The following is a 17,317-nucleotide window of genomic DNA, read 5'->3' on the forward strand; positions in this document are numbered from 1 at the left end:
ATTGGCAGGTTACCCCCCAGCCCCCTGAAGGGGGAGCGGTTCATTCGCGGAATGCTCCCCCTTCAGGGGGCTGGGGGGTAAAATTTAAGCACTAACCAGCTCAGCGTTTTTGGCCAATTCGCTCTCCACAAAGCCACCCAGTTTCCGATAGCGCTGGTACAGCATTTCGTAGACCGGTACCAGCTCCGGGCGGGGATGATACTCGGCGTCGAAGCCAGAACCCATCGCTTGCTGAGCCGCTTCCATTGTGGGGTGAACGCCAGCCGCAACAGCCGCGCACATAGCTGCCCCCAGCGCACACGCCTGATCGGCCTGCGCCACCTGAATTGGTTTGTTCAGTACGTCGGCCAGGGTTTGCATCACGAACGCCGACTTCTTGGCAACGCCCCCAATGGCGATCACTTTTTTGATGGGGACCCCTTCTTCGATGAACCGGTCGACGATGCTGCGCGAACCAAAGGCTGTTGCCTCTACCAGCGCCTTGAACACGCGGGGCGCATCGGTACCCAGGTTCAGACCAGCAATAGCCGATTTCAGCGTGTGGTTAGCATCGGGGGTACGACGACCGTTGATCCAGTCGAGGGCAATCAGGTCGGTTGGCGTAACGGGCAACTGCTCGGCCTGTTTGGTCAGGTGCGGGATGAGTTTTGCCGCCATTTTGTCGGCAGCTTCGTCGCCCAGTAGTTCGCGGACGGGTTTGGTAATCAGCCGGGCAAACCAGGCGTAGACATCGCCAAACGCTGACTGACCTGCTTCCAGACCCAACATTCCCGGCGCCACCGACCCATCGACCTGCCCGCAGATACCGCGAATCAGGCGGTGGCCAATTTCTTCATTGGGCGCCATCAGAATATCGCAGGTCGAGGTACCGATGATGCGAACGAACGCGTACGGTTCGATCTCGGCCCCGATAGCGCCCATATGCGCGTCGAACGCTCCTACGCCCACGACCACGTCAGTTGACAGACCCAGTTTCTCCGCCCATTCCGGCGACAGCGTACCCATCGCCTGATCGGACGTGTAGGTATCGTGGAACAACCGGTCGCGCTGACCGGCTAGCAGAGGGTCGAGTTTGGTCAGGAATTCGTCGGAAGGTAGGCCGTCGAATTCGGCGTGCCAGAGGGCTTTGTGCCCAGCCGCACAGCGCGACCGTTTCAAGGTCAGCGGGTTCGTATTTCCCGTCAGGACGGCCGAAATCCAGTCGCAGTGCTCGATCCACGAGAACGCTTTTTCCCGAACGGCCTCATCGACCCGAATGGTACGGAGCATCTTGGCCCAGAACCACTCCGACGAATAAATACCACCAACGTACTTGGTGTAATCGGTATCCCAATGGTGCGCCAGGTTATTAATTTCCTCGGCTTCGGCATTGGCGGTATGGTCTTTCCAGAGGATAAACATACCGTTGGGGTTCTCAGCAAAGTCGGGGCGCAGGGCCAGCGGCAAACCGGTTTCGTCGACCGGGCCGGGTGTCGAACCGGTCGTATCGATGGAGATACCAACAACCTGCCCGCGAACCTCCGCCGGAGCCTGCGACAGTGCGCCCTTGATCGTCGCTTCGATACCTTCGAGGTAGTCGAGTGGGTGTTGCCGGAACTGCGAGGTGGCGGGGTCGCAGTAGAGCCCCTGCTTCCAGCGGGCGTACTCGTGCACGTGCGTCCCGACGGCCTGCCCGGTCTGCGTATCAACGATCAGCGCCCGGACCGAATCAGTCCCGAAATCGACGCCAATCACGTAAGGGTTATTCATGGGATAGTGTAGTTTGTCGGCGGTCGAAAAGCGGGTGGAGCAGGGCCCCACCCCCATTTGCACTACCAACCTATGATAAGAAAAAATTTATGGCGTAACCTTTATGCGTACGACCGATAACGACCGGGGTGCCAGCATCATCGCTACTGTTTTTTTGTTGCTGTCGACCGGAATCTGCTGTTCTACCGGGCTGACGGCGGTAGCGTTTTCGAACGAATTCACGGCATCCAGCTTGTCATTCGTCAGCAGCATCACTGTCCCCGTCCTGGCCAGCTTTTTCGCGCCGTCGAGCTGAACGGTACGGTTAACGGACTTACCCGATACGTTGACCATCTTCAGGATGATCTCACTGGCTGCTTTGTCCCAGGCGGCCGATGCATACAGGCTGTCTTTGCCAGCCAACGCCTGCCCGTTCGCCGTCATACTCAATACGTTCGTGCCTTTGTTGCGCGAGTACAGCTGTTGTACGTAGTAGTTGGGCGTCCCGTAGACGTGCAGGTTATCGACCCAGATCAGGTCGGGGGTCCATTGCCAGCCGTCAGCGTTGGCGAACAGGGGCGCGTACGACGCCATCTGCACGACGGCCGCGTTGCGCTCCAGCCCGGTCATGAACGCAGCCTCCGACAGCGCACATTGCCAGTTGTTTTTGTTGGTTGGCTTCGCAACGTCGTCGCTCTGCGCGGCCCACTCCCCGGCAAACACCTTCGAGCCGTTACGCGGGTAGCTGTCGTAGCGGCCAACGTTCTGCAAAAACCACTCGGGCCGACGGTAGTAGTGTTCGTCGATAAGGTCGGCGTTCATGGCACGCAGATTCCCGTTCAGGTAGTCGAAACGGTCGCCGTTGGGGTCGGTACCCGAACTGCAAATGAGTTTGAAATCGGGGTATTTGGCTTTAATGGCTTTCTGGAAAACGGCCAACCGTTCGATGTACTGCGGTCCCCAGTTTTCGTTACCCACACCCATCATTTTGAGGTTGAACGGCTTGGGATGGCCCAAACCCGCCCGCACTTTCCCCCATTGGGTCGACACATCGCCGTTGGCAAACTCGATTAGGTCAAGAGCGTCCTGAACGTAGGGGTCGATTTGGCTCATCGGCACCAGTTCGGCGGTGTTGAACTGACAGGCCATGCCGCAGTTCAGGATCGGCAGCGGGGCGGCACCAATGTCTTCGCACAATTGAAAATACTCCAGAAAGCCCAGGCCGAACGTCTGGAAATAATCGGGTGCAGGGCGGTGACCAAACTCGAAATTCCAGCGGTTGATCAGCAGTTGCCGGTCTTCAATCGGGCCAAGCGTTTTCTTCCATTGGTACCGCTGTTCGAGGTCGTGGCCCTCCACGATACAGCCGCCGGGGAAACGCACGAAACCGGGTTTCAGGTCGGCCAGCATCTGCACCATATCGGCCCGCATCCCGCCGGGTCGCCCCTTCCATGTATCTTCGGGAAACAGCGAAATCATGTCGAGATCGATCACGCCCGTTCCTTCCAGCCCGATGCGCAGCTTGCCTTTGGGCTCGGTGGCCGTCGCCGTAAAGCTGACCTGTGCTTTGTGCCATTGGCCGTCGCGGTCCGCCGATGCGGTCGCGTCGGGGCTTAGCGTGCCCGTGCCGATGACTTCGTTTTGGGCGTTGAGCAAGTTCAGTTGCATCGTCACCTTGCCAGCCGACGGGTAACCGTATAGAACGGCAAAATCGTAGCGCAGCCCTTTTTTGATACCCATTCCCCGAAACCCTTCGTTGGTCAGGCTCAGGTCGCCAGCTACCGCGCCGTTGGTTGTCACGCGTAGGTATCGGGGATTGCTGCTTTTCTCATCGCCCCGGTTCTGCACCAGCACGTCGCCTTCGGTGCGCTTTTTCCCGTCGACTTTCCAGCCCATCAGCGGCTTAAAAAACTCGAACGAGCGATTCTTGACCATCTCAGCGTAAATACCGCCGTCGGCGCCGAAGTTGATATCCTCAAAGAATACACCCCACATCGTCGGCTGAATTTCCGCGACGGGCCTGGCCACGTCGACCCGGAGTACGGGCGCGGGCTGAGCGAGGGCAAGGCAGGCAGTTGCCAGCAACAGGGCAACCGTCTTTGTTACTACGTGCATGCGTCTGTTAGACTAGTTTTGGGTGGTTAGCTTATCGTAATGACGCGGCACAGCGCATCGCTTTTATGTCGCGTCAGCCAGCAATCAGCAGGGCGACTCATCAGGTAGTTGCTACGGTTTCGCCAGTTCAGCCAGCTCGGGCATAAACGTCGCGTAGCCGTTCAGGTAAGCCTGGTATTTCTCCGTATTGAGTGCGTACAACTGCCCCTTCTTGGTCAGCGATGTCTCATCTTTTTCACCAGTACCCCGCAAGAGATCGGTAGCGATCACTTTCCGGCTGAAATTCCGCCGGTCGAGTTGAACGCCGTATATCGCTTCGTAGAGTTTGTGCAGTTGCGGCACCGTGAATTTTTCGGGCAGCAATTCGAAACCGATGGGGTACATGGCCGCTTTGTAGCGCAGTTGGCGCAGGGCCGTTTCCACCATCTGATCATGGTCGAAAATCAGAGCGGGCTTGTCGGCGAGGTCGATCCACGACGCATTGTGGGCCTGTAGCGTAACCGGGTCCTGATCGTCGATCGTAACCAGGGCGTAATAGACCACCGATATGGTTCGTTCAACGGGGTCCCGGTTAACGGCACCGAACGTTTGCAGTTGCTCCAGGTAGTTGTTGTGCAGGCCGGTCAACGTAAACAGAATCCGGGAAGCCGCCGATTCTAAGGCCTCGTTTTCTTCCAGAAACCCACCCATCAGCGACCACTTACCAAACTCGGGCTCAAAATTTCGCTTGATCAGCAATAGCTTGAGCGCCTTCCCATCGAACCCGAAGATAATACAGTCTAACGCGACTAATATTCGATGACTGTTTTCGTATAGATTCATAGGTCAGAGAAAGGCGGTGGTTTAATCAGGCAAACAAATATATAGTGTAGAATCTACACAATACAATAAGTACTATTATTAAGCAGAATATTTGTATTTACTGCAACATGCACAGCCGACTTTCTACCCTTCTTTTCGGGCTATCGACTATCTAATGTGGTAAAAAGAAAGCGGTTGCAACAATCTAATCAATAGACCGTTGCAACCGCCCTCCTTACACCCGGTTACGAGTTACTTGGCCTGATTGGTAAAATCAACGACCGTGACATCGGCCAGCCATGGACCGACGATGGTTCCGAACTCTTTGTGAGCCGGATGCGGCAAGTAGGCGTCCCGGTCTTTTTCCGAATCAAACGTCAGGATAAACGCATGTGTCAGGCCGTGGGCGTGGTTTTCGGGGCTGTTGTTCGTTCCCCACTGAAAACCCTTGATTTCTTTGATCTTCGACGGCAAAGCCTCAAACGCCGTCAGGATTTCCTTCAGCTTTTCGGGCGTCGTCTCCGGCTTGAATTTAAACAGGACAATGTGCTGCACGACGGCATTCTTCATGACTTTCTTAGGCGGTTTAGCATACGTACCGACAGCCAGCAACAGGCCAACCATCAGCAGGGAAAGAATTCGTTTCATAGGAACAGTTGATTATAAGCAGGTCACTCGTTTAAAATTCGTAAGTCGTCGACGCGCTCAAAATGCTTTCGATTTAACGTCGCCACGGGAAGCTGATGACTCATTGCGGTGGCCGCAATAAACAAGTCGGCGATACCAATCTGTTTTCGCTTGCGTTTGAGAATGGCATTGATACGAACAGCTGTATCGACGCAGGCTTCATCGAACGGTAAATTCGTTATCGATCTAAATACAATATCCCAAAAGACCAACTGGCTATCAGTGGCTCCCGAATAAATCTCGTACTTAGTTACGGCCGATACGGCGAATGTGTATCCTTGCCTTACCAGCTCAACCCATATCGATTTACTCTTGTCCGATTTGCGGTAGTAATCAATTAGAATCGACGTATCAACCAGCATTACTTGATTCGCCATTGATTGATTGCTTTTCGATTGCTTTCGATAACGGCTATCTCTTCCTCGGTAGCAACTGGCCCCGATAATAGCAACGTTTCCAGATTCGTCGGTGGCCGTTCTGCCTGAATTTCTTCGTCGATCGCGACCCGTAGTTGCTTCAATTGCGTTGGCGGCAGCGCTTTGACGATCTGTACCAACTGGCTGAATCCAATGTCTATTTGAACTTGCATAGGCGGTAACGGTGAAGGGCGAAGGTAACGATTTGCCGATAAAAAAGCGGGTTGATTCCCGAAGAAACCAACCCGCTTTTATCCGGATAAAACCCGCTTACGCCAGTTTGGCTTGCAGGTTTTCGTCCAGTGCTTCGAGGAAATCCTCGGTGTAGAGATAGTGCTCACCAGCTACCAGCTTCGTACCAGCCGGGAACGCCGACAGGGCCAGATCCTTGGTCATTTTGCCGCTCTCAACCGTTTCTACGCAGACCGCTTCCAGCGCGTTGGCGAAATCGATCAGGGGTTGGTTACCGTCGAGTTTACCACGGAAAGCCAGACCACGCGTCCAGGCGTAGATCGATGCAATCGGGTTGGTCGAGGTTTTGTTGCCCTTCTGGTATTCGCGGTAGTGACGCGTAACCGTACCGTGCGCGGCTTCGGCTTCCATCGTCTTGCCATCGGGCGTAACCAGTACAGACGTCATCAGACCCAGCGAACCGAAGCCCTGCGCTACCGTATCCGACTGTACGTCGCCGTCGTAGTTCTTACACGCCCATACGAAATTACCTTCCCACTTCAGGGCCGACGCTACCATGTCGTCGATCAGGCGGTGTTCGTAATGAACCTTGCCTTTGTATTCGGCGTCGTAGATCTCCTGGAAGATGTCTTTGAACCGACCGTCGTATTTTTTCAGGATCGTGTTCTTGGTCGACAGGTAGAGCGGCCAGCCTTTGTCGAGGGCTACGTTGAAACAGGCCCGCGCAAACCCACGGATCGACTCATCAACGTTGTACATACCCATAGCAACACCACCCGCTTTGAAGTTGAATACGTCGAAGTCCATCACGGTACCGTCTTCGCCTTCAAACTTCATCGTCAGCTTACCGGGACCGGGTACGACGAAATCCGTAGCGCGGTACTGATCGCCAAACGCGTGACGGCCGATGATGATCGGGGCCGTCCAGTTGGTAACCAGACGCGGTACGTTGCTCATCACGATTGGCTCGCGGAATACGGTACCGTCGAGGATGTTACGGATCGTGCCGTTGGGCGACTTCCACATCTGCTTCAGGCCGAATTCTTCCACGCGCTGCTCGTCGGGCGTGATGGTAGCGCATTTGATACCGACGCCATGTTCCCGGATCGCGTTAGCCGCGTCGATCGTTACCTGATCGTTCGTTTCATCGCGGTACTCAATACCGAGGTCATAGTATTTAATGTCGACGTCGACGTACGGCAGGATCAGCTTGTCTTTGATAAACTTCCAGATAATCCGGGTCATTTCGTCGCCATCCAGTTCGACTACCGGATTGGCTACTTTAATTTTCTCCATTGGACTTGGGTATAAGCGATTGAAAACGATACAACTTTCGGGGGGCAAAAGTAGTAAAAAACCCTGTCTCCGCCGGATTCTACCCATACCAATTGAGCAACTGACCAGGCGGGCGACCATCTGCTCATAAAAGCAATGTATACCGCTGTTACTTGATTGATATACAAAGCAGTCGTGGTATTTTGCCGATCGTTTATCACCGTAGCCTGTATGTCACTATCCCCTACCAGACGCATCGCCGTCTTGCTTGCCTGCTTTTTTCTGCTGACCAGCCAAAGCTTCGCCCAGCTTTTTTTCACACCCGGCTACGTAGTGACAGCTACCGGCGATACCCTCAAGGGTGAACTGCGGGAGCAAAGCAGCCAGTTGCTTCAGTTTCGCCAGAACGAACAATCGGCTACTCAGGACTACACACCGGCACAGCTCGCCAGCTACTTCGCCGACAATGCCAACCGGGTTGCGGTCCATCTGAAAGAAAACGGACAGGTTAGCTCTTATTTCATGTATGAACTTCTCGATGGCTATGTCAGTCTGTATCGACTCTTCAGCCCGGAAGGCCGGCTAACACACGCCCTTCGTCTACCCGACAAAACGTTCGTACCGCTGCGGGGCAAGCTGTCGCTGCTGATGCTCACCAATAGCCTGAAGGAATGCAGCAATCCCAGCTTTACCCGACTGCTTAGCCCCCAATCATTTTACGTGTCGGACGTTACGTTGAAGCGTATCGTCAGTGCGTACAATGCCTGCGTCAGACCCGATCAGGTGGCGAAGCAATCGACCAAGAAAAAGAAAATGAGCTACGAACTTGGCCTGTCGGCAGGTATAGCCCGAAATCACTGGGCGTACGGGCGATCGGGCCAGTTAAATGCAACCTATTACGATCCTAGCGGCAGCTACAGCCCAACCTACACCGCTGCCGTCGGCGGTTTTTTCACGATTGCGCCCCGCAAACGGCTGTCGGCCAGCGTCGAACTAACCGCCAGTTGGTATTCGGGTAATCGCAACGTCCCCCTTACCGATCCACTGGAACCAGCTAAAAAAGCATCTCGGCTCTACTCATTTAAAGAGTCATATATCTCACTGCCATTCACGGCCCGTTACGTCTTTATAAACAAGCGTATGCGCTGGTATGTCAAAGCGGGGCTGGGGCCAACGCTAACGACCATCCGGGACGCCAACTTCGTATCGAGTGATTTGGGCATGACGATTCCCGTTGATATTCTGAATCGCACAAACATAGGTATCGGGTACCTCGCCGGTGTAGGAACCAATTTTATAATTGGAAAAAACCAGCCCATTTACGTGGAAGCACGGGCGATGCCCCATGCCGTGCTGGATGGCGTAACGAACATAGCGACGTCTCATTCGTACCAGCTGAACGTCAACATACCGCTCATAAAACGGTATTAATCGCACCATAGACCCTAAAAAAACATCGTCTTTTCACAATGTACCCTATCTTTATACGGCTAAACCAAAAATAGTTGTTATAAAATTTGGGTTCATTGATGCGCAGCTTTATACATCTAACGATCACGCTTCTACTTAGTTTGCCGCTGCTGGCTCAGCCAGAAAAGGCAGTTATTACCCAACTGGATGGCCAATATCCGCATTATGCCGCGCTGGCCGGGCAAATCTGGAAACTGGCTGAACCGGGGTATCTGGAAGAAAAGACTACCCGACTGTTGCAGAACGAACTCCAGCAGCACGGCTTTACCATTACGCAGGGCGTAGCGGGCATCCCGACGGCGTTTGTGGCCACATACGGGCAGGGTGCGCCAGTCATCAGCCTGCTGGCCGAGATGGACGCACTCCCCGGCCTGTCGCAGGATTCACTGCCGACCCGGAAACCGCTGGTACCCAATGCCTACGGGCACGGCTGCGGGCACAACCTGTTTGGGGTGGGGTCCGTAGCAGCTGCCATTGCTGCCAAAGACTGGCTTAAACAGTCAGGAAAGCCCGGCACGATTCAGCTCATCGGCACCCCAGCCGAAGAAGGAGCCGGTGGCGGCAAAACTTATCTGGTGCAGGCCGGTACGTTTAAATCTGTCGATGCAGTGCTGCACTGGCACCCCGGCGATAACAACAGCGCCAGCCCGGCATCGTCGCTGGCGTATCGGGTGGGTCTGTTTCGGTTCAGCGGGCAGGCCGCCCACGCAGCCGCAGCCCCAGAAAAAGGTCGCTCGGCCCTCGACGCGGTGGAAGCCATGGACTACATGGTCAACCTGATGCGCGAACACGTTACGCCCGAAACGCGCATTCACTACGTCATCAAACACGGTGGGCTGACGTCCAATATCGTCCCGGATTTTGCCGAAGTGGAATACACCGTTCGGCACCCGACGGCCCAGGGGCTGGAAGAGGTGTGGGCACGAATCATGAAAACGGCGCAGGCAGCGGCCCTCGGCACCGAAACCACCATGACCCACGAGGTAATGGCCGGTCTGTACAACTTGCTACCCAACGAGACACTGGCGAAAACCATGCAGCGCAGCCTGCAACAGGTGGGTGGCGTACAAATGACCACCGGCGAAGTAGCTTTTGCCAACAAACTTCGCCAGTCGCTGGTGAGTCAGACGATACCGCCGGTCAGCACTGCGGGCGAGATACGCACCTACGCCCTGGGTGGTATTGCGCCTGCTTCGACCGACGTGGGCGATGTTAGCTGGGTAGTGCCCACGGCCGGTCTGTCGACGGCGACATGGGTGCCCGGCGTACCGGCCCATAGCTGGCAGGCCGTTGCCTGCGACGGTATGTCGATCGGGTTTAAGGGCATGATGGTAGCCGCCAAGACATTAGCGATAACTGCCATCGACCTGTTTCAGCACCCCGAACTAATCGCCAACGCGAAAGCCGAACTTTATAAAGCGCGGGGCGGTGAAGCGTTCACCTATAAATCGCTCGCTGGCGACCGCAAACCACCCCTGGACTACCGCAGGTAACGGCGACGTACATCGCGACGGACCCTAGTCAGTCGAACACAGTTTTTATCAACCTACTTACAACCTGCTTCCTCAATGAAACACACGAATCTACTGATTGCCATGCTGCTTGCCCCTACCCTCCTATTTGGGCAGTCGAAAAAAGCGGCAAAGCCAGACGCCCGGATCGAGAAGCTGAAAGCCGAAGCGATGGCGGCTGTCGATGCGCGAAAAGATCAGGCGCAGCAGATCAACGACATGCTATTTAGCTTTTCGGAACTGGGCTTCCAGGAACAGGAAACGTTTACGTACCTGACCAGCCTGCTCGAAAAAGAAGGTTTCACGGTGCAGAAAGGTGTCGCCGGGATGCCTACCGCCTGGATTGCGACCTGGGGTAGCGGCAAACCCGTTATCGCCATCGGTTCCGACGTCGACTGTATTCCGAAAGCGAGTCAGAAGCCGGGTGTGGCCTATAAAGACCCGATCGTTGAGGGCGCGCCGGGCCACGGCGAAGGACACAATTCCGGGCAGGCGCTCAACATCGTGGCGGCTCTATCGGTCAAGAGACTCATGGAGCGGGAGAAGATTCCCGGTACGCTGATGCTGTGGCCGGGCGTCGCCGAAGAACTCGTCGGGGCGAAGGCGTTTTACGTACGGGATGGCTATTTCAAAGACGTCGATGCCTGCATTTTCACCCACGTTGGCAACAACCTGAAAGTCGGCTACGGCGACGCGGGCAACAACGGACTGGTGTCGGTGAAGTTCAACTTTGAAGGGTCAGCGGCTCACGCAGCGGGTGCCCCCTGGCGCGGTCGGAGTGCGCTCGATGCCGTTGAGTTGATGAACATCGGCTGGAACTTCCGGCGCGAACACCTCGAACTAACCCAACGCTCGCACTACGTCATTTCCGACGGGGGCGATCAGCCCAACGTTGTACCGTCCAAAGCATCAGCCTGGTACTATTTCCGCGAACGCAGCTATCCCAAAATCACGAAGCTGTTTGAAACCGGGAAGAAGATCGCCGAAGGTGCCGCGATGATGACCGACACCAAGATGACCTACGAAATTCTGGGGTCGGCATGGCCGGGGCACTTCAATAAGCCCATCGCCGAAACGATGTACATGAACATCAAAAAAGTCGGCCTGCCCACCTGGTCGGCCGACGATCAGACGCTGGCTAAGGCGACGCAGAAAGAATTACAGGCCCCGAAGGTGGAAGGGCTGGCCATGAAACTCGACAGCATCGACCTGCCCGCCAACACGCAGCCAACGATGATGATGGGCGGGCAAACGTTCGTTCCGCTAACGGGTGGCTCCGATGATATCGCCGATATTTCGTGGTCGCTGCCGACGGTGGTTTTGTACTACCCGTCGAACATTCCGGGACTGCCGGGGCACCACTGGAGCAACGCCATTTCGATGGCAACGCCCATCGCGCACAAAGGCATCGTAGCCGGCGCCAAAGCCGAAGCCATGACGCTGATCGATATGCTGATGAAACCGGAAATAATCAAACAGGCGTGGGCGTACTACAAAGACGAGCAGACGAAGGATCAGAAGTATACCCCGCTGATTTCGCCGAAAGAGTACCCGGCCATTTACCTGAACCAGAAGATTATGACTGAGTACAAGCCAAAGCTGGAGACGTTTTACTACGACCCCACGAAATACAAAACCTACCTCGACCAACTCGGTATCAAGTACCCTACCCTGCGCGACGATCAGCAGGCCGATCTGAAAAAAGCGACGTCAGGCCAACGGTAGTTTAGCTTTTACAACGCAACAGGCCGTGCAATCATAGTGATTGCACGGCCTGTTGCGTTGTAAAGGGTAGTTCAAGGTTTGATGTCTAATGTTCAAGGTTGCTATCGCGGTCTAACCTTAAACCATAAACATTGAACCTTAAACCAATTATTTCGTACGGCTGCGATGAGCCAGGTTGATCTCACGGAACATACCCATCAGACGGCCCCAGCAACGTCCAACGGCCTTTTTATCGTGCGTTTTTGCGGGTGCGGCAGCCGGTGCTGATGACTCGGTTTTCGCAGTCGTGTTACGGACAAGTACGGCGTTTCTGCCCGGCATATCCGCTTTGTTCAGCACGGTATTTCGGCTTAGCGGTACCTGTTTGTCGATGCTACCTGATACAGCCGGGAGGGCCATCGTCACCAGCATCAGAGCCGTCACGGCCAGTCCTTTCACACGGTTCGTTTTCATTCTTTTGCAGGAGATCGGTTAGGCAGTAGCGGGCAAATAGTATGCCCACAACAAACATATAAAAATAATCTAATTTGTGCTACTTATAGCCACATTAAAATTTTAAGCACCCACCAAACATTCTTAATTAATCAACCAAGTTGACCAATTTATATACGGCCGATGCGAGACTTAGTGTTGATTTGTTTGGAATTAACGCAATTTACGCTACCCTATTGCCAATTCGCGCAAACAATGTTTATAAATTCATCGATACCCGTTTCAGGGCAGTTTGTGGCGATCTGATTGATGCCTGACCGGCCGGGTATATACGTGACGGTTGCCCACCGGAAACTACTATCTTTGTAGCACTGTTTGCCATAGACTATGTTCGAGAACCTTCAGGATAAACTCAATAAGGCATTTAAGACCCTTAAAGGGCAGGGCCGTATTACCGAAATCAACGTGGCCGCCACGGTCAAAGAAGTACGCCGGGCACTGACCGACGCCGACGTTAACTATAAAGTTGCCAAAGACATTACCGATCGTATTCGCGACAAAGCTCTCGACCGGAAAGTACTGATCTCGGTTGAACCGGGGCAACTGTTTGTCAAGATCGTGCAGGAAGAGCTGACCGAGCTGATGGGTGGCGAAGCACAGCAGATTAATACGAAAGGCGACCCGGCGGTTATCCTGATTTCAGGGTTGCAGGGGTCGGGTAAAACAACCTTTTCGGGCAAATTGGCTGCCCACCTGAAAAAGCAGGGTCGCGGGGTGCTGCTCATTGCCGACGACATCTACCGCCCAGCCGCTATCGACCAGTTGAAAGTGCTGGGCGAACAGGTTGGGGTAGACGTATACTCGGAGCCAGACAACAAAGACGCTGTTAGCATTGCGCGCAATGGTATCGACCACGCCCGCAAGACCGGCAAAAAAATCGTGATCGTTGATACCGCCGGTCGTTTGGCGGTCGACGAAGCGATGATGCAGGAAATTGAAGCAGTAAAGAAAGCCATCAACCCCGCAGAAACGCTGTTTGTGGTCGATTCGATGACCGGGCAGGATGCGGTCAACACGGCCAAAACCTTCAACGACCGGCTTAATTTCGACGGTGTTGTACTGACCAAGCTCGACGGTGATTCGCGCGGTGGAGCCGCCCTGTCGATCAAGACGGTTGTCAACAAGCCGATCAAGTTTATCAGCACGGGCGAGAAAATGGAAGCGCTCGACGTGTTCTACCCCGACCGGATGGCCAGCCGGATTCTGGGCATGGGCGACGTTATTTCGCTGGTCGAGCGGGCACAGCAGGCGTTCGACGAAGACGAAGCCAAGCGCATCAACGCCAAGATGCGCAAGAACCAGTTCGACTTCGACGATTTCCTGTCGCAGCTTCAGCAGATCAAGAAGATGGGTAACGTCAAAGACCTGCTCGGTATGATTCCGGGCATGGGCAAGATGATCAAAGACCTCGACATCGATAACGACTCGTTCAAGCCCATCGAAGCAATCATCAGTTCGATGACCCCGAAAGAGCGCGGTCGGCCGGAAATCATCGACGGTAGTCGTAAGAAGCGCATTGCCGCCGGTAGCGGCACCAGCATTACGCAGGTGAATAATCTGCTGAAGCAGTTCGACGAGATGCGGAAGATGATGAAGAAAATGAACACCATGCAGGCGTCCGGCAAGCTGAATAAGCTGATGAAGTAAGCCTGTTTCTCAGTGAAGTAATAACAGATAAGTCAGAACGAGCGTCGCGCAAAACGACGCTCGTTTTGTTTTTAGTGTGACAGGCAAACTTCCATCCATCCCAAAAATCGGCCGTTTGTCCAGTCGGTGCAACTTGGCCCAACGAACGCACATCTCTTGGTCAGATTCGAAACACCTCGGATCGGAAACGTTGAAAAGAGAATGAAAACGCGTTATGCCTCCCTCCTGTCTGCCCTGCTACTGTTGACAAGCCTTACGGTTTCGTCGCTCACGTTCGCCCAGAAAGCCGATTACTACGAACAACCGACGTTCCAGATCGGCATGTTTCCCAACCCCGACCAGACCAAAATTTGGCTCAACTTTGAGCGTTACGACCGCACCAAACCGCTGCACATTACCCTGCGCGACGCGAAAAACACGGAGATGTATGACGACTACGTTTCGCGCCAGACCGACAAAGGGCGGCAATGCTTCGACATGAGCCAGCTCGCCGACGGCCTGTATACCTTCACCATCAGCGACGGTAAGCAAATTCAGGAGCGCAGCTTCCGCATCAGTACGCCCGGCATCCGCGAAACGCTCCCCCAGCGTCAGATCACGATGCGCTAGGCATCAAAACGGCACGATCACCTTGACGCTCGCGTTTCGACCCACATTGTAGATACCAAACCGGCCCGTTGGCGACGCCGTGTAGTACTCAAAATACTTGAGTCGATTCAGGTGCGACTGATACGCTACGTTGAACAGGTTGTCGACCTGGAAGAAGAGCTGGAGTAGCGGTCGGTTTTGGCGGTTGTTGATTGTACCGCCAAAACCCGCGTTGACCAGTGCGTAGCCGGGCGTCGCCGTTTCCGTATTGTCGACACCGTAAAACCGGTTCTGCGCGCCATAGTAGTCGAGTTCGGCCCGGACATACAGGCCCGACAGCCGCGCCTTTTCCCGCCCAAACGTCGCCCGGATTTCTGAACGACCATGCAACGGGGGTATAAACGGCAGGTACCGTGCCGCGTCGCCTTCCAGTTCGATTAACTGGGGGTTACGATTTAGCCCCCGGATCAGAGCCAGGCTGTTGTTAATCGTCAGCCACCGGCTTGTGCGGGGGTGCAGGTTCAGGCTGAATTCGGCTCCGTACAACTGCGCTTTCGATTGCTGATACTGGTACGTGAAATTGCCCGGCACAATCACAACCGGCTGCCCGGCATCATCGTACAGCCGAGCCTGATAGATGTAGTTGTCGATGACGTTGTTGAACAGTTCAACGCTAACGTCCATGTCGTTGAGGTAACCGATAAAGCCAATGTCGGTTTGCAGGCTGAATTCCGGCTGAAAATTACGGTTGCCCAGATACACGATGCGCGCACCGGGGTCAAGCCCGTTGGAGCCAATTTCGGTGATATTTGGCGCCCGGTATCCCCGCGACAGGTTCGCTTTTACCAGCAACCGTTCGGAAATATTGTAGGTCGCGCCCAGGCTACCCGACATACCGGTAAACGACCGGCTATAGGCCGCAAACTGGGGCGTTGCCGTCGCGCTCGTGGGCGAGTAAACCAGCTGGTCAAACCCCGTTGCAGGATTGTTCTGCACGTATTGATTCCCCCAGTCGACGGAGCGCGTGTCGTACCGCATACCCCCGCTGATGTCGACGGCTCCGATTGTTTTCTTGACAAACAGAAACGAGCCAATATCCAGCAGGGCGTAGTCAGGAATGGGAAAATCAGTACCGTTCAGGTTTTTGTTTGTCTGATACATACCATTCACACCCAACGTCGGCTCGAAGCCTCTCCAGATCGGCAGGTTGTATTTCACCTCATAATTGATTGTGTTGAGTCGCACGTACAGCCCCGGCTGCTCAGGAACCGTTGGGTGATTGTACTCCCGGCGAACGCTCTGCTGAAAACCGGCCAGTACAGACAGATCACTTTTACCGATCAGAAACCGGTTTCGCGTGAACAGCCGCGAATGCTGAATGTGCTGGTGCAGCGGGTTGATACGGTACGTGCGCAATTCATTTTCGGGCACCAGCGGGCGCTGTCTGATATCATCCTGATCGCTCTCCAACACCTGCCGGGTAAACCGACGCGTCAGCGAGTCGCGGCTTCCGTCGGGAATCTCCTGCAAGTTGTTGTACAGCGTCGCGTAAAGAAACGACGAGCCCCAGCGTTTTTCCACCCCCGTCATGGCCGACAGATTCAACTCGCGGTATCCGGTGCCGTACACCCGCCCATCGACAGGATTTGTGTAGGCCGTCGCCAGCTTGTTGGATGCGCGAAAAGCAGCTTTCCAGCCGTTTTTCGTGTACGATAGCCCCGCTGATGTGCCGATCATGCCGTTGTTCGTGTGGTATTCGCCAACAACGTCGCCGTTTACTTTGCCCTCGGCCCCGCGCGGGATGTATGGGATGAAATTGATTACTCCGGCAACGGCATCCGACCCGTAGATCAGACTAGCCGGTCCCTTGATCACTTCCGCCCGCTCGATACCATACTGATCTACTTCGATACCGTGTTCGTCGCCCCACTGCTGCCCCTCCTGTCGAACACCGTTATAAAGCGTCAGCACCCGATTGTAGCCCAACCCCCTGATAAATGGCTTCGAGACGTTGGGGCCGGTTGTTACGGCGCTCAACCCCGGCACACCTTTCAGCACCGCATCGACCGCGTTGGTGTTCGCGTTAAGATTCATTTCCTTCCGGGTAATGACCGCAATCGCCACCGGGCTCTTCCGCAGTTCCGTGGCCCGCGCACCTGTCACGACCACTTCGTTCAGATTATTGGCTGCCTCCCGTAACGAAATTGACAGTTGTACGGACTGCCCAGCCATCAGCCGCACACTTTTACGGTATGAATCGTACCCGACGAGCGATACGCTAAGTTGATACGTCCCCGTCGGAACGTCGGCTAGCTGAAACACGCCCGCCGAATCGGTGGCCGTGCCGAACCGGGTGTTAATGAGCGTAACCGTCGCGCCCGGCAGGACTTGCTCGCCGGCGGTTATCGTTCCGCGAATGGTTGATGAGCTGACCGACTGGGCAAAAAGTGATGTAGCAACTACGAAGTAGAAGACAAGTAAAAGCGGTACCCGCATGATAAAGAGGTTGATAGCGCCTACCGCAGGGCAGGCCCGGAATAACATAGAATGACGTGTGCTGATGACCGAACAGGATACTGTCCGTTAATCCCAGCGGATGGGATTGCTATTGGCTGACAGAAAACAGGGCGTCTCTGGATAAGCCAGGGCATTGTAGCTGACGCGCAGACA

General features: G+C 54.8%; 14 protein-coding genes. 5 read left to right on the plus strand and 9 right to left on the minus strand.

What is annotated here, in order from left to right:
• Positions 1–84 precede the first annotated feature (84 nt).
• The 7 genes from HH216_RS03205 to HH216_RS03235 form a co-directional block, all read right to left on the minus strand.
• Positions 85–1,749 (minus strand): ribulokinase, encoded by a 1,665-nt coding sequence (locus tag HH216_RS03205; protein WP_169549475.1) that lies wholly within the window; start codon positions 1,747–1,749, stop codon positions 85–87.
• 87 nt (positions 1,750–1,836) lie between these two features.
• A complete protein-coding gene (locus HH216_RS03210; RefSeq protein WP_169549476.1) occupies positions 1,837–3,843 on the minus strand; it encodes an alpha-L-arabinofuranosidase C-terminal domain-containing protein in 2,007 nt (668 codons plus the stop codon).
• A gap of 111 nt (positions 3,844–3,954) precedes the next feature.
• A complete protein-coding gene (locus tag HH216_RS03215) occupies positions 3,955–4,665 on the minus strand; it encodes an NUDIX hydrolase (RefSeq protein WP_169549477.1) in 711 nt (236 codons plus the stop codon).
• A gap of 231 nt (positions 4,666–4,896) precedes the next feature.
• A complete protein-coding gene (locus HH216_RS03220) occupies positions 4,897–5,292 on the minus strand; it encodes a Dabb family protein (RefSeq protein ID WP_169549478.1) in 396 nt (131 codons plus the stop codon).
• Between the two features lie 23 nt (positions 5,293–5,315).
• Positions 5,316–5,708 (minus strand): type II toxin-antitoxin system VapC family toxin, encoded by a 393-nt coding sequence (locus HH216_RS03225; RefSeq protein ID WP_169549479.1) that lies wholly within the window; start codon positions 5,706–5,708, stop codon positions 5,316–5,318.
• Entirely contained in the window at positions 5,693–5,920 is a 228-nt protein-coding gene (locus tag HH216_RS03230; protein WP_169549480.1) for a hypothetical protein, read from the minus strand. The genes HH216_RS03225 and HH216_RS03230 overlap by 16 nt, the downstream gene beginning before the upstream one ends.
• 97 nt (positions 5,921–6,017) lie before the next feature.
• Positions 6,018–7,235, minus strand: coding sequence for an NADP-dependent isocitrate dehydrogenase (locus HH216_RS03235; protein ID WP_169549481.1), 1,218 nt, complete (start codon positions 7,233–7,235; stop codon positions 6,018–6,020).
• Between the two features lie 210 nt (positions 7,236–7,445).
• Here HH216_RS03235 and HH216_RS03240 point away from each other — a divergent pair, with 210 nt between their 5' ends.
• The 3 genes from HH216_RS03240 to HH216_RS03250 all read left to right on the plus strand — a co-directional run bounded on the left by HH216_RS03240 (position 7,446) and on the right by HH216_RS03250 (position 11,920).
• Positions 7,446–8,645 (plus strand): porin family protein, encoded by a 1,200-nt coding sequence (locus tag HH216_RS03240; protein ID WP_169549482.1) that lies wholly within the window; start codon positions 7,446–7,448, stop codon positions 8,643–8,645.
• A gap of 98 nt (positions 8,646–8,743) precedes the next feature.
• The gene (locus tag HH216_RS03245; protein ID WP_169549483.1) at positions 8,744–10,177 is read left to right on the plus strand and encodes an amidohydrolase; all 1,434 of its coding nucleotides are present in this window, start codon (positions 8,744–8,746) and stop codon (positions 10,175–10,177) included.
• Positions 10,178–10,252: 75 nt separating this feature from the next.
• Positions 10,253–11,920 (plus strand): amidohydrolase, encoded by a 1,668-nt coding sequence (locus HH216_RS03250; RefSeq protein WP_169549484.1) that lies wholly within the window; start codon positions 10,253–10,255, stop codon positions 11,918–11,920.
• Between the two features lie 147 nt (positions 11,921–12,067).
• Here HH216_RS03250 and HH216_RS03255 read toward each other — a convergent pair whose 3' ends face one another.
• Positions 12,068–12,373, minus strand: a complete 306-nt coding sequence (locus HH216_RS03255; RefSeq protein WP_169549485.1) for a hypothetical protein — start codon at positions 12,371–12,373, stop codon at positions 12,068–12,070.
• 366 nt (positions 12,374–12,739) lie between these two features.
• Between HH216_RS03255 and ffh the strand changes: the two genes are divergently transcribed.
• Complete coding sequence (gene ffh, locus HH216_RS03260; protein ID WP_169549486.1) at positions 12,740–14,059, plus strand: signal recognition particle protein; 1,320 nt, start codon at positions 12,740–12,742, stop codon at positions 14,057–14,059.
• Between the two features lie 201 nt (positions 14,060–14,260).
• Positions 14,261–14,668 (plus strand): hypothetical protein, encoded by a 408-nt coding sequence (locus tag HH216_RS03265; RefSeq protein ID WP_169549487.1) that lies wholly within the window; start codon positions 14,261–14,263, stop codon positions 14,666–14,668.
• Between the two features lie 3 nt (positions 14,669–14,671).
• On the opposite strand, the gene HH216_RS03270 is transcribed toward HH216_RS03265, so the two are convergent.
• Positions 14,672–17,143, minus strand: a complete 2,472-nt coding sequence (locus HH216_RS03270) for a TonB-dependent receptor (protein WP_169549488.1) — start codon at positions 17,141–17,143, stop codon at positions 14,672–14,674.
• Positions 17,144–17,317: the final 174 nt, after the last annotated feature.

The sequence above is a fragment of the Spirosoma rhododendri genome (assembly GCF_012849055.1).
GTDB classification, from domain to species: Bacteria; Bacteroidota; Bacteroidia; order Cytophagales; family Spirosomataceae; genus Spirosoma; species Spirosoma rhododendri.

Coding starts and splice junctions, on each gene's coding strand:
- HH216_RS03205 (WP_169549475.1), bottom strand. CDS start 1,749: ATGAATAACCCTTACGTGATTGGCGTCGATTTCGGGACTGATTCGGTC.
- HH216_RS03210 (WP_169549476.1), bottom strand. CDS start 3,843: ATGCACGTAGTAACAAAGACGGTTGCCCTGTTGCTGGCAACTGCCTGC.
- HH216_RS03215 (WP_169549477.1), bottom strand. CDS start 4,665: ATGAATCTATACGAAAACAGTCATCGAATATTAGTCGCGTTAGACTGT.
- HH216_RS03220 (WP_169549478.1), bottom strand. CDS start 5,292: ATGAAACGAATTCTTTCCCTGCTGATGGTTGGCCTGTTGCTGGCTGTC.
- HH216_RS03225 (WP_169549479.1), bottom strand. CDS start 5,708: ATGGCGAATCAAGTAATGCTGGTTGATACGTCGATTCTAATTGATTAC.
- HH216_RS03230 (WP_169549480.1), bottom strand. CDS start 5,920: ATGCAAGTTCAAATAGACATTGGATTCAGCCAGTTGGTACAGATCGTC.
- HH216_RS03235 (WP_169549481.1), bottom strand. CDS start 7,235: ATGGAGAAAATTAAAGTAGCCAATCCGGTAGTCGAACTGGATGGCGAC.
- HH216_RS03240 (WP_169549482.1), top strand. CDS start 7,446: ATGTCACTATCCCCTACCAGACGCATCGCCGTCTTGCTTGCCTGCTTT.
- HH216_RS03245 (WP_169549483.1), top strand. CDS start 8,744: ATGCGCAGCTTTATACATCTAACGATCACGCTTCTACTTAGTTTGCCG.
- HH216_RS03250 (WP_169549484.1), top strand. CDS start 10,253: ATGAAACACACGAATCTACTGATTGCCATGCTGCTTGCCCCTACCCTC.
- HH216_RS03255 (WP_169549485.1), bottom strand. CDS start 12,373: ATGAAAACGAACCGTGTGAAAGGACTGGCCGTGACGGCTCTGATGCTG.
- ffh (WP_169549486.1), top strand. CDS start 12,740: ATGTTCGAGAACCTTCAGGATAAACTCAATAAGGCATTTAAGACCCTT.
- HH216_RS03265 (WP_169549487.1), top strand. CDS start 14,261: ATGAAAACGCGTTATGCCTCCCTCCTGTCTGCCCTGCTACTGTTGACA.
- HH216_RS03270 (WP_169549488.1), bottom strand. CDS start 17,143: ATGCGGGTACCGCTTTTACTTGTCTTCTACTTCGTAGTTGCTACATCA.